This window comes from Aeromonas sp. Y318-1 (assembly GCF_027706125.1).
Taxonomy (GTDB): domain Bacteria; phylum Pseudomonadota; class Gammaproteobacteria; order Enterobacterales; family Aeromonadaceae; genus Aeromonas; species Aeromonas hydrophila.
Genome location: NZ_JAPDCM010000028.1, coordinates 1 through 11,894, shown reverse-complemented (window position 1 = coordinate 11,894; position 11,894 = coordinate 1). Strand labels below are relative to the sequence as shown.

The window sequence follows — 11,894 nt, the reverse complement described above, 5'->3', positions numbered from 1 at the left end:
ATTGAACTGTCAGGAGCTGGCTGCACAACAGCCATTACGCCCAATCAACTGGTGCAGTCGTCTTCTGAAAATGACATCCATGCCCAGCCCGTGCGCGAGCTGGATCACCGCCCGCACGATAGTTTGGTCACGGGCATCATCCGGGAGCCTGGCGACAAAGGATTGGTCGATTTTCAATGTGGTGATGGGGCAGCATTTCAGATGTTGCAGGCAGGAATAGCCGGTGCCGAAGTCGTCGGCGGCGAAGCGCACGCCGATGGCGCGCAAGGCGTCGAAACTGGCGAACAGGGCTGGATTGCCGAATGCGACCGATTCGGTCAGTTCGATCTCCAGAAGCTCGGCGGGCAGGGCCATATCGGCCAGCACCCGCTTTACCTCGTCGTCGAACGTTGGCCCAACCTGGCTGGCGGACACATTGATGGCAAGACGGAACGGTTGCCATGCCGGTCCTTGCCACTTGTGCATCTGGCGACAGGCCTCGCCCAGCACCCACGCGCCTATTTCCGGCATCAGGCCGAACGACTCGGCCAGCGGCAGGAACTGGCCGGGCGGCAACAGGCCAAGCCTCGGATGCCGCCAGCGCATCAACGCTTCCGCGCCAGCGATCCGGTGATCGCGCAGATCGACCAGCGGCTGGTAATGCAGGTCAAGCTGTCCGCGCGCCGCCGCCTGCGCCAACTCGGCCGCCGTCCATCCGGCGGGCTGCGAACTCGTCATGATCCGCCCCGGAAGGCGCGCAGCAGCCGCGTTACGGCCAGAACGAACAAGCCGGTCAGCGCGAGCGCGGCAACACCCCAATGCTCGCCAAGGAAGGCACCGGCGGTCGTCCCGGCCAGCACGGCGGCGAGAATCGGCAGATGGCAGGGGCAGGTCAACACGGCCAGCGCACCCCACAGGTAGCCGGAAACGGGTTGGCGCGTCTCGGGCGGCAGTTTGTCAGGGGCGTTCACGGCAATGCCTCCTCGTGCGCCCGCTCGGCTGGCATGGAGGCCAGTTGCGCGTCCAGATGGGCCAACGCCGCGCGCCGCCGCTCGACCAACTGGCGCAGCACGGCAAGCTGCGCTGCGGCTTGTGCGCCGTCCGCTGCGTCGAGCGCACGGCACAGCCGCGCCAGGGCATCCAGGCCGATACCCGCCTCGAAGGCCGCGCGCACGAAGCACAGCCGTTGCAAGGCCGCATCGTCGAACACGCCGTAGCCGCCCGTGGTGCAGGCCACCGGCCGTAACAAGCCGCGCACCAGGTAGTCGCGCACGATATGTACGCTCACCCCAGCGTTATGGGCCAGTTGCGATACCGTGTAGGCGCTCATCGCACACCTCCTTGTCCTCACCCGGCGCAGCAGGAAAGCTGCTTCACATCCTTGTTGAAGGTCTGCGCCGCGAGCTTCAACCCTTCGACCATCGTCAGGTAGGGGAACAACTGGTCGGCCAGTTCCTGCACCGTCATCCGGTTGCGAATCGCCAGTGCGGCCGTCTGGATCAGTTCGCCCGCTTCCGGGGCCACTGCCTGCACGCCGATCAGTCGTCCGCTGCCTTCTTCAACCACCAGTTTGATGAAGCCGCGCGTGTCGAAGTTGGCGAGCGCGCGCGGCACGTTGTCCAGCGTTAGCGTGCGACTATCAGTTTTGATGCCGTCATGGTGCGCTTCCGCCTCGCTGTAGCCTACGGTCGCCACTTGCGGGTCGGTGAACACCACGGCCGGCATCGCGGTCAGGTTCAGGGCCGCGTCACCGCCGGTCATGTTGATCGCGGCGCGAGTGCCGGCCGCTGCCGCCACATAGACGAACTGCGGCTGGTCGGTGCAGTCGCCTGCGGCGTAGATGTGTTCCACGCTTGTACGCATGCCGGGGTCGATGACGATAGCGCCTTGCGGGGTGAGCGTGACGCCCGTCGCATCCAGTGCCAGCTTGCGTGTGTTGGGCGCGCGGCCGGTGGCGACCAGCAGCTTGTCGGCGCGCAGTTCGCCGTGCGCCGTGGTGAGCACGAATTCGCCGTCCCCTTCACCATTGATATACGCGACCTGGCTGGCCTGGGTGTGTTCCCTCACCTCGATGCCCTCCATGCGGAATGCGGCCGTGACGGCTTCGCCTATAGCTGGGTCTTCGCGGAAGAACAGCGTGCTGCGAGCCAGGATCGTCACCTTCGCTCCGAGTCGGGCGAACGCCTGCGCCAGCTCCAGCGCCACCACTGATGAGCCAATCACGGCCAGGCGCTTAGGAATCGTCTCGCTGACCAGCGCTTCAGTGGAAGTCCAGTACGGAGTGTCTTTCAGGCCGGGAATCGGCGGCACGGCCGGGCTCGCGCCGGTGGCGATCAGGCAGCGGTCGAATGCCACCACGCGCTCGCCGCCGTCGTTGAGTTGCACGATCAGGTTGCGATTGTCCTTAAAGCGGGCGGAGCCGTGCAGCACAGTGATCGCCGGATTGCCCTCCAAGATGCCTTCGTACTTGGCGTGGCGCAGTTCATCGACGCGGGCCTGCTGCTGGGCCAGCAGCGCCGTGCGCTGGATGGTCGGCGTGGTAGCGGCGATGCCGCCATCGAACGGGCTTTCCCGGCGCAGATGGGCGATATGGGCGGCGCGGATCATGATCTTGGACGGCACACAACCGACATTGACGCAGGTGCCGCCGATGGTGCCGCGCTCGATCAGCGTGACACGTGCGCCTTGCTCGACGGCCTTCAGCGCCGCTGCCATCGCGGCCCCGCCGCTGCCGATGACGGCGATATGCAATGCGCCGCTGCTACCCGTCTTGTCGTTTCTGCCCAGCAGATCGCGCATCTTGTCGAGCAATCCGCCCGGCGTCGAAACTGAGGGGGCATCGGCCAGCGTGGCCCGATAACCGAGTCCAGCTACAGCGGCCGTCAGCGCGTCGGGTGACGTGCCGACCTCAATGGCGAGCTTGGCGCTGCCCTTGGCGTAGGAGACATCCGCTGATTGCACGCCGGGCACTTTCTCCAGGGCGTCCTTGACATGCACTGCGCACGAGTCGCAAGTCATGCCGGTGATTTTGAGAGTGCTCATACCATCGTTCCTTATTCGTGTGGGCCGCCGTGTCGCACGGTCAGCCGTCTTTCACAAGCGCTTGGCGGGGAGTTCGCAGCCGTCCAGTCCGCAACGGCGATGCGCCGGCGACACGAAGTCCCAGATCGACACCCCAATCATCAAGGCCAGGCCGACGTACATCAGGTTCGCCGTCCACCAGTTGCCGAGCAGCCAGACCGTGGCCGCAAACACGATGGCCGGGCCGATCATGCCGAGCAGACTGCGCAGCCATTGCCGATGACTGAACCAACCCAGCGCGTTCGCCAGGAAGGCCAGCGCGGCAAACAGCGGCAGCAGGCGGCTGATGAACAGTCCCTCGTACTGGCTCAAGAAGCCCAGCCCGATGGCCGCGCCGAAGCTGGCGAGGGCTGGAAAGCAGGCGGCGCAGCCCATCGCGGAAACGACGCTGCCGAGCGCGCCGGTTTTATCGGCAATGCGTGTCATCAGTCCCATGAAGCGGCTCTCGCTGTTGTCGTTGGCTTGCTGGCTCACTGCTTGACGCTGGACGGATAGCCGGCGTCTGCGGTGGCCTTGGTCAGCTTCTGTACGCTGGCCTTGGTGTCGTCAAAAGTGACGACGGCCTCGCGCTTCTCGAAGCCCACATCGACCTTGCTCACGCCTTCGACCTTGGAGAGCGCTTTCTTGACTGTGATCGGGCAGGCGGCGCAAGTCATGCCGGGAACCGCTAGCGTGACGGTCTGGGTAGCGGCCCACACCGGGGCAACAGCGGCGGCGAGGGCAAGGGAGGCAAACAGTTTCTTCATGATGAACTCCTGGTTAATAGAAAAATGGAACGACATAGGGAAATCCAAGCGCGACCAGGACCAGCACGGCCACGATCCAGAAAATCAGCTTGTAGGTGGCGCGCACCTGCGGAATCGCGCAGACCTCACCTGGCTTGCATGCCTGCACGGGCCGGTAAATCCGCTTCCAGGCGAAGAACAGCGCCACTAGCGCCGCGCCGATGAACAACGGTCGATAGGGTTCCAGCACCGTCAGGTTGCCGATCCAAGCACCGGAGAAGCCCAGGGCGACCAGTACTAGCGGCCCCAGGCAGCAGGTCGATGCAAGAATGGCGGCCAGCCCGCCGGCGAAGAGCGCACCGCGCCCGTTTTGTGGTTCAGACATACGTTGGCCCTTTTGAATTTGGATTGGATAGCGTAACCTTACTTCCGTACTCATGTACGGAGTCAAGCGATATGGAAAATAATTTGGAAAACCTGACCATTGGCGTTTTTGCCAAGGCGGCCGGGGTCAACGTGGAGACAATCCGCTTCTATCAGCGCAAGGGCCTGTTGCGGGAACCGGACAAGCCTTACGGCAGCATCCGCCGCTATGGGGAGGCGGACGTGGTTCGGGTGAAATTCGTGAAATCGGCACAGCGGCTGGGGTTCAGTCTGGACGAGATTGCCGAGCTGTTGCGGCTCGACGATGGCACCCACTGCGAGGAGGCCAGCAGCCTGGCCGAACACAAGCTCAAGGACGTGCGCGAGAAGATGGCCGACTTGGCGCGCATGGAAACCGTGCTGTCTGAACTCGTGTGCGCCTGCCATGCACGAAAGGGGAATGTTTCCTGCCCGTTGATCGCGTCACTACAGGGCGAAGCAGGCCTGGCAAGGTCAGCTATGCCTTAGCGTGCTTTATTCCGTTTTCTGAGGTGCCCCCTAATAGTGTTCTTCCATTTCGGTAAAAATCCCTACCATGGATTCCCACTCGTCCGGGGGGTAATGACTCCAACTTATTGATAGTGTTTTATGTTCAGATAAGGGGTCTGACGCTCAGTGGAACGAAAACTCACGTTAAGGGATTTTGGTCATGAGATTATCAAAAAGGATCTTCACCTAGATCCTTTTAAATTAAAAATGAAGTTTTAAATCAATCTAAAGTATATATGAGTAAACTTGGTCTGACAGTTACCAATGCTTAATCAGTGAGGCACCTATCTCAGCGATCTGTCTATTTCGTTCATCCATAGTTGCCTGACTCCCCGTCGTGTAGATAACTACGATACGGGAGGGCTTACCATCTGGCCCCAGTGCTGCAATGATACCGCGAGACCCACGCTCACCGGCTCCAGATTTATCAGCAATAAACCAGCCAGCCGGAAGGGCCGAGCGCAGAAGTGGTCCTGCAACTTTATCCGCCTCCATCCAGTCTATTAATTGTTGCCGGGAAGCTAGAGTAAGTAGTTCGCCAGTTAATAGTTTGCGCAACGTTGTTGCCATTGCTGCAGGCATCGTGGTGTCACGCTCGTCGTTTGGTATGGCTTCATTCAGCTCCGGTTCCCAACGATCAAGGCGAGTTACATGATCCCCCATGTTGTGCAAAAAAGCGGTTAGCTCCTTCGGTCCTCCGATCGTTGTCAGAAGTAAGTTGGCAGCAGTGTTATCACTCATGGTTATGGCAGCACTGCATAATTCTCTTACTGTCATGCCATCCGTAAGATGCTTTTCTGTGACTGGTGAGTACTCAACCAAGTCATTCTGAGAATAGTGTATGCGGCGACCGAGTTGCTCTTGCCCGGCGTCAACACGGGATAATACCGCACCACATAGCAGAACTTTAAAAGTGCTCATCATTGGAAAACGTTCTTCGGGGCGAAAACTCTCAAGGATCTTACCGCTGTTGAGATCCAGTTCGATGTAACCCACTCGTGCACCCAACTGATCTTCAGCATCTTTTACTTTCACCAGCGTTTCTGGGTGAGCAAAAACAGGAAGGCAAAATGCCGCAAAAAAGGGAATAAGGGCGACACGAAAATGTTGAATACTCATACTCTTCCTTTTTCAATATTATTGAAGCATTTACCAGGGTTATTGTCTCATGAGCGGATACATATTTGAATGTATTTAGAAAAATAAACAAATAGGGGTTCCGCGCACATTTCCCCGAAAAGTGCCACCTGACGTCTAAGAAACCATTATTATCATGACATTAACCTATAAAAATAGGCGTATCACGAGGCCTGTGGGAGGAAAATAAAGTGTCATCCTAACTACAGGACCCTGCAACGTAGCAATTCCTGCAAAAATCCATTTAAAACAATGACTTATTTCAATTCTGCCATCTGCAAGCGTTTTGTGGGGATGGAGGCCGGAATCATTAAAGTATCATCCTAATTTTCGCTCAACCTTGGAAAATGCTGAGAATCGTAAAAATAAAGTTTCATCCTTTCCGCTACTAGTTCAAGGCTTTCTTCCGGCCGCCGGCAACAACGCTGCTTGGCTGAGGCGATCCACTTGCGCTACCGCTCACTGATCAGATCGAACTTGAACTCGACGAGCAGCCAACCATCAGGCCGAGCGTGATCGCCAAAAAAAACGGATCATGCGAAATCCTTCGTTGAGTTTGGCGCGGGTTTTAGCAAATCAGCTGGCCCGCGATCCGGTTGAGAGTGATCCGAAGCGGTCCTTGACGACCGGCACAAATCGGCCGATTCTGTTGAAAAAGTAGCTTTAGCGGCAGCCTGCCGATCAGGTGTGCCTGCTGTCGAAGTGGCTGCAAGCCACTTCAAGTTGCCTTCCGGCGTTTCACTGAGCGTCCTTGCTCAGGTTTAAGGGTTAATTTGAGGGTTTCTGCTCGTAGCAGGCATACCTATCCCGTCAGCGGTGGCCCTTGAGGCAAAAGCTTGGCCATGCGGCGCAGGTTCTGCACCATCGCAGCCAAGGTGAATTCGTCAGTGGCACCCGTTAGGCCACGCAGTCGTAAACGGTCGAGTTTCATGATCCGTTTGAGGTGGGCGAAAAGCATCTCCACCTTCTTTCGTTCGCAGCGAGAGACGAGGTACTCCGGTGTCTTGGCGATGCGTCGAGCCACGTCGCGGGCAGCCTCATGGATGCTGCGGACGATCTTCCGATTCGGCGTGTTGGGGCAGCATTTCGCTTTCAACGGGCAGGTGGCGCAGTCGGTTTGGCTGGAGCGGTAAATGACGGTTTTGGCCTTAGTTACCCGCGACCTTTGCTGGGTGAAGGCGCGCCATTCACTGCGTAGCGGTTTGCCGGCTGGGCAGCGATATTCATTGGCGTCCTGACTCCAGTGAAAGTCGTTACTGGAGAGGCTGTCGTCCTTGCGCTCGGTCTTGTCCCACACCGGCACATGCGGTTCGATGTCCTTTTCTTCGACCATCCAGGCCAGCATCGGGGCGGTGCCATAAGCGGTATCGCCGATAAGGCGTTCCGGTGTGAGATCGAACTGCGCCTCGACACGCTCGACCATCGTCCTAGTCGAATCGACTTCGGCGGTACGGTGCGCCGGGGTAGCTTCCACGTCCATGATCACACCGTGCTCAGTGTCGATCAGGTAATTCGTGGAGTAGGCAAAAAAGGCCGGGCCACCTGGCGCTGCTGTCCAACGGGACTGAGGATCAGTGAGCGAAATTTTCTTGGGAAGAGCCTCAGCCAGCGCCTCTTCATCAAGGGCTTCGAGGTACTCGCGCACTGCGCGGCTGCTGAGCTTTGGATCGTTCCAATCGACCTCATCTCCCGCCACCCCACGTTGCCGGCTGGCATCCGCCTTAATGATGCTGGCGTCGACGGCGAAACCTTCACCCTTGACTAGGCCGGCTGCCATGCAGCGCCGCAGCACCTCATTGAATAACCAGCGGAATAGATCGCTGTCACGAAAACGCCCATGGCGATTCTTCGAGAAGGTCGAGTGATTGGGGACTTCGTCTTCCAGACCCAACCGGCAGAACCAGCGATAGGCCAGGTTCAGGTGCACCTCTTCGCACAATCGCCGCTCGGAACGAATGCCATAGCAGTAGCCGACGACCAGCATGCGCACCATCAACTCCGGGTCAATCGAGGGACGCCCGATGGGGCTATAGAAATCTGCCAGGTAGGCACGTAGATCACTGAGATCCAAGCACTGGTCGATGCTGCGCAGGAGATGTTGGGCCGGGACGTGATCTTCCAGATTGAACGAGTAGAACAGGCGCTGCTGTCCTCCCGGTAACTGTCCCATCATGCTGTTCGCCCCCACGCTCGCTGACAAAGCAATTTTGCCAACGGCATGGGGAGGCCGCTACTTTTTCAACAGAATCGGCCGCACACAGCCATTCGGCTCAACAGAACCCTGCCTTTACCCCACCAAACTCCGGAAACTCGCCCGGTAGTCCGTCGGCTTGAGATGCACATGTTGGCTGAGGTCGCCGGGTAGCGTGAACAGGCGCGGACCGTCCCGAAACTGGAACACGCGATACAGATGGAATTGATCGCCCGCCTCCTTGGAGAATTCGAGTTCGTTGTGGCTGACCAAGAAAGACGAGCCTACCCCGCCATTGGTGGTTTTCACCTCGATGAAGCGCTCATGGGCGTCCTCTTCGAACGACAGGATGTCGAACCCCGCACCGTCTCCCTGGGTGTCGGACACCCAATCCAGCCGCTGAAAAAGCTCTGGGTGGCCGAGCTCGGTCAGGCGTTGCTGTTCGTAGCCAATCACCCACTGCTCCCCTGCCCGGCCCAGCTTGCGGTTGGCTTCATCGCGAGCGGCATAATCGAACTTTCGCGGTAGGCGTTGCCGTAGAGATGCCGGGGTACGCACAAGCACTTCACGGGCGGGTGGTTCTACCAAAGCCGCTCGGTAGGTTTTGTCACCCGGAAGTTTTACCTCCTCCAGGGCATCGACAAGAGCGCCGACCGTCTGCTGATGTTCCAGAACGTAGGCGTGTACGGATTTACGCAGCAGCAGTTGGCTGTTGCCGCGTGGCTTGTAGCCGTTGATATAGGGCAGGCCCAGGGCATCGAGTACGGCGCTAATGTTCTGGTGCTTGAGCTCGACTGAAGACTTGCTGCGACCGTTCAGCAGTTGGCGCAGTGCCTGGTTGTGCTCGGACTTGTGGTACGGCTCCCCAGCCGCCTCGGCACGCAGCATGTCGAAATAGTCTTCGACCGTGGCCAGGACCTCTTCTTCGGACCAGTCTTCGCCGATGCGAATGATGCGAAACCCGAGCCGCGTCAGCGCCGGAACGACGGTCGTCTCGCCACCGGAGAAGCTGTCAGCAGTGAGCGGGCCCTGCTCGGGAAATTGCTTGCCGAAGGCCACACCGGCGATGGCCTTGGAATCGCAATCGGTGCCGGTCTTCGGATCACGTACCAGGAAGTCGCGGGACTTGCCGTAGCCGTGGCGCGCCAGGAATTTCGTGCGGCCCAGTTGCACGAACTCATCGATGGCAGCCTGCACGGCGGCGGGGCTTCGAAGCTGGGAGAGTTGAGACACAGGGTCCTTCCTTACTGTCATGGTGTGCCGGGAACCGCCGAGCCACGAGATTATGAGTAGCCCCTGAACAGAAACGTCACGATAAAAGCCGTGAACGCCACCAGGCCCATTAAATCCCTTGCGTATTTGCAGCCCGTGCTGTCCAAACCTGTACCAGGTCCGATCAACACGCTCCAACCATTGAGGTACGAAAACACCGCCTGACCGAACAAAAAATGCGTGATAGCCGCCGCAGCCATGACGCCGGAATCGTCAGACAGGCTGTAGCTGTTGACCATTGCCCTGTACGCCTGCATCTGAAATGGCTATTGCCCTGATGGGAGCCGGCTTTTCAGCCACCGACACCAGCGATGCCGTCAATATTCTTTACCCGATAACCATGACCGTACAAGCTAACAAGGCCTGGCAAGCCAGCGGACTTAAAAAGTCTTTTTTTCTACCATCCCACAAAAAAGTTCGTGGTGGAGAAAAGATAAGCTATGCAAGGCTTTAGGAGACGTGGTTTTTCAGGATGACGAAGAACGATTCGGCGCTAGGTGCAACATAGGTGCATCGCACGAGCGCTAGGAACGGCGAAAAAAGGCGGACGTGGCGAAATCGGTAGACGCAGCAGACTTTAAAATTGGAGTGCCCGCGGGGAAATCCGCGGAGTAGAACCGCTCAAAGTCGGGGAACGCTAACGGGCAATACCCTAAGCCAATCCCGAGCCAAGCCCCTTCGGGGGAAGGTGTAGAGACTGGACGGGCGGCGCCTAAAGCCTTCGGGCAATGGCGAAGGGACAGTCCAGACCACGAACGTCATCAGACGGCGGCGAAAGTCGAGGTGGTACGAAAATCTGCTTCTCTGTGAGAGTACGGGTTCGAGTCCCGTCGTCCGCACCACAAAGCCAAACATCCCTGCGATGATCGACCTCTGGGCGTTTGGTCGTGAGCCCGCCACCCTCGCGCTACGCTTTGCGCAGGCGTCGAAGGCGATCAGGTGCGCCCATCGATTCCGTCGAGCACCATCGCTGCGAGTTCATCGCTGGTGTGTGCACCACTATCGAGAACACGGGTTGTGCATGGAAGCCGTTCCCTTGCGGCCAAGCATCGGGCGACATTCGCTAATCGCCACTCTCGAATCTCCGCATTTCGATTCGGGTCAGGATGCATGGTCTGGTTCGCGATCCGGTGACGCAATAGGTCCTCGTTGAGCGTCAGAAAGATGTGCAGCAGCTGATCGTCGATCCGCCTTACCCCGTCGAGTATCTCAGTCAGATAGTCCGGGTGCACGAGCGTCATTGGGATGATGATGTCCTGCGAGTAATTCCTTCGAATCTCCCTGACCGCCGCGATCGTAAGTCCCCTCCACAAGGGGAGATCCTGATAGTCTCCGCTCGCTGGCATGGGGACCGTTTCTTTCACCACGAACCCGATTTCCTCGGGGTCAAAGATCAGCGATTTGGAACGCCGATCGCGCAGCCGCTTAGCGAGCGTCGTCTTTCCGGCGCCGAAAGGTCCGTTGATCCAGATTATCATTGTCGACGGCCTCTAACCTGAAGGCTCGCAAGAGCGCTCGACGGCCTCGTGCGGAGGCACGATCGGAGTGGTTCCGAAATGCTTCTCAAGATAGGTGACGCCGAACGTCACGATGTCCTGCGCGTCGAACAGGTAGCACTGAGCAAAGCCCACGACACCTTCTCGATGGCGACCGAGCTTCACGTAAGCATTTGCTATAGTTTCAACCGCATCCGGCTTTCCTTCGATAGCAAAGCAATCGAGAATGCCGTTTGAATCGTAATCCGATGCCGTTTTCCAGGCGACTTCACCGTCTCTTCCAAGCATCGGCATCTCATACGTCACCCACCGTTTGTTGGGGATATCGGCAACCGCCTCGGCGTAGTGCAATGCGGTAACGGAGTTTAGCGGCGCACCCAACAGCAGGGCCTTCCCGCCAAGGCGAACGAACCGCTCGACGGGCGATCCTTCCCCCAAGGCGTGACCGAGTTCGTGAGGCTCCGTCAGCGTTTCAGCCAGCGGACCAACCGCGACCATCGATGCATCGGGGTGCGCGCTGCGCCGCGCGCCGGGGGCTTGAACCAGAAATTGATTCAGCAGGCCGAACCCACGGTAAGTCCCGGCTGTTGCGGGATCGAACGGCAGCCAGGTACGGCGGGCTTCGTCATCCAGCCGAGCGCCATTCAGAGTCTCCTCGTAGGGTGATCGGTCCCACGACGCGTATCCCATCACAGTGCCAGTCGGCCCAACCGCGGAGCGTAACGCGGCAACGACCGTCTCCGCTCCTCCTTCGACCGGACCAATCGCTTTAAGTGAGGCATGCACCATCAAGAGGTCACCGGTTTGGACTCCGAGTTTTTGAAGCGCCTCCGTTATTGCCTTCCGCGTATGCATCGCGATATCTCCTCTAAACTGCAAAACACTATACGGGGTCTGACGCTCAGTGGAACGAAAACTCACGTTAAGGGATTTTGGTCATGAGATTATCAAAAAGGATCTTCACCTAGATCCTTTTAAATTAAAAATGAAGTTTTAAATCAATCTAAAGTATATATGAGTAAACGGCACTGTTGCAAATAGTCGGTGGTGATAAACTTATCATCCCCTTTTGCTGATGGAGCTGCACATGAACCCATTCAA

General features: G+C 58.4%; 15 protein-coding genes. 2 read left to right on the top strand and 13 right to left on the bottom strand.

What is annotated here, in order from left to right; all coding sequences use genetic code 11:
* Positions 1-9: 9 nt before the first annotated feature.
* From OKB87_RS23115 to OKB87_RS23085, 7 genes are read right to left on the bottom strand one after another with little or no spacing between them, the layout of a single operon-like run.
* Positions 10-717: an EAL domain-containing protein gene (locus OKB87_RS23115; protein WP_000204520.1), complete on the bottom strand. Its 708-nt coding sequence runs from the start codon at positions 715-717 to the stop codon at positions 10-12.
* Positions 714-950, bottom strand: coding sequence for a broad-spectrum mercury transporter MerE (gene merE, locus OKB87_RS23110; protein WP_000993386.1), 237 nt, complete (start codon positions 948-950; stop codon positions 714-716). The genes OKB87_RS23115 and merE overlap by 4 nt, the downstream gene beginning before the upstream one ends.
* Positions 947-1,309, bottom strand: a complete 363-nt coding sequence (merD, locus tag OKB87_RS23105; protein ID WP_001277456.1) for a mercury resistance co-regulator MerD — start codon at positions 1,307-1,309, stop codon at positions 947-949. The genes merE and merD overlap by 4 nt, the downstream gene beginning before the upstream one ends.
* Positions 1,310-1,326: 17 nt before the next feature.
* On the bottom strand, positions 1,327-3,021 hold the full coding sequence (gene merA / locus OKB87_RS23100) for a mercury(II) reductase (RefSeq protein ID WP_000105636.1): 1,695 nt from the start codon (positions 3,019-3,021) through the stop codon (positions 1,327-1,329).
* A 51-nt stretch (positions 3,022-3,072) separates the two neighbouring features.
* Positions 3,073-3,534: an organomercurial transporter MerC gene (gene merC / locus OKB87_RS23095; RefSeq protein ID WP_000082528.1), complete on the bottom strand. Its 462-nt coding sequence runs from the start codon at positions 3,532-3,534 to the stop codon at positions 3,073-3,075.
* Positions 3,531-3,806 carry a mercury resistance system periplasmic binding protein MerP gene (gene merP / locus OKB87_RS23090; RefSeq protein WP_000732292.1) on the bottom strand — a complete coding sequence of 92 codons (276 nt, stop codon included), beginning with the start codon at positions 3,804-3,806 and terminating at the stop codon, positions 3,531-3,533. The genes merC and merP overlap by 4 nt, the downstream gene beginning before the upstream one ends.
* Before the next feature lie 13 nt (positions 3,807-3,819).
* Positions 3,820-4,170, bottom strand: coding sequence for a mercuric transport protein MerT (locus OKB87_RS23085; RefSeq protein WP_001294663.1), 351 nt, complete (start codon positions 4,168-4,170; stop codon positions 3,820-3,822).
* 71 nt (positions 4,171-4,241) lie between these two features.
* Between OKB87_RS23085 and merR the strand changes: the two genes are divergently transcribed.
* Complete coding sequence (gene merR / locus OKB87_RS23080; RefSeq protein ID WP_000429836.1) at positions 4,242-4,676, top strand: Hg(II)-responsive transcriptional regulator; 435 nt, start codon at positions 4,242-4,244, stop codon at positions 4,674-4,676.
* A gap of 279 nt (positions 4,677-4,955) precedes the next feature.
* Here merR and OKB87_RS23075 read toward each other — a convergent pair whose 3' ends face one another.
* From OKB87_RS23075 to OKB87_RS23060, 4 genes are all read right to left on the bottom strand, one after another.
* Positions 4,956-5,816 carry a broad-spectrum class A beta-lactamase TEM-1 gene (locus OKB87_RS23075; protein WP_000027057.1) on the bottom strand — a complete coding sequence of 287 codons (861 nt, stop codon included), beginning with the start codon at positions 5,814-5,816 and terminating at the stop codon, positions 4,956-4,958.
* A gap of 820 nt (positions 5,817-6,636) precedes the next feature.
* Entirely contained in the window at positions 6,637-8,007 is a 1,371-nt protein-coding gene (locus OKB87_RS23070) for an IS1182-like element ISCfr1 family transposase (protein ID WP_000971921.1), read from the bottom strand.
* Positions 8,008-8,121: 114 nt separating this feature from the next.
* A complete protein-coding gene (locus OKB87_RS23065) occupies positions 8,122-9,258 on the bottom strand; it encodes a DUF3883 domain-containing protein (protein WP_000080861.1) in 1,137 nt (378 codons plus the stop codon).
* A 50-nt stretch (positions 9,259-9,308) separates the two neighbouring features.
* Positions 9,309-9,536: a hypothetical protein gene (locus tag OKB87_RS23060; protein WP_000248278.1), complete on the bottom strand. Its 228-nt coding sequence runs from the start codon at positions 9,534-9,536 to the stop codon at positions 9,309-9,311.
* 23 nt (positions 9,537-9,559) lie between these two features.
* Here OKB87_RS23060 and OKB87_RS23055 point away from each other — a divergent pair, with 23 nt between their 5' ends.
* On the top strand, positions 9,560-9,751 hold the full coding sequence (locus tag OKB87_RS23055; RefSeq protein ID WP_000951934.1) for a hypothetical protein: 192 nt from the start codon (positions 9,560-9,562) through the stop codon (positions 9,749-9,751).
* 481 nt (positions 9,752-10,232) lie between these two features.
* Here OKB87_RS23055 and OKB87_RS23050 read toward each other — a convergent pair whose 3' ends face one another.
* Both OKB87_RS23050 and aac(3)-IId read right to left on the bottom strand, forming a co-directional pair.
* Positions 10,233-10,775: an AAA family ATPase gene (locus OKB87_RS23050; protein ID WP_000587837.1), complete on the bottom strand. Its 543-nt coding sequence runs from the start codon at positions 10,773-10,775 to the stop codon at positions 10,233-10,235.
* Between the two features lie 12 nt (positions 10,776-10,787).
* Positions 10,788-11,648 carry an aminoglycoside N-acetyltransferase AAC(3)-IId gene (gene aac(3)-IId / locus OKB87_RS23045; protein ID WP_000557454.1) on the bottom strand — a complete coding sequence of 287 codons (861 nt, stop codon included), beginning with the start codon at positions 11,646-11,648 and terminating at the stop codon, positions 10,788-10,790.
* Positions 11,649-11,894: the final 246 nt, after the last annotated feature.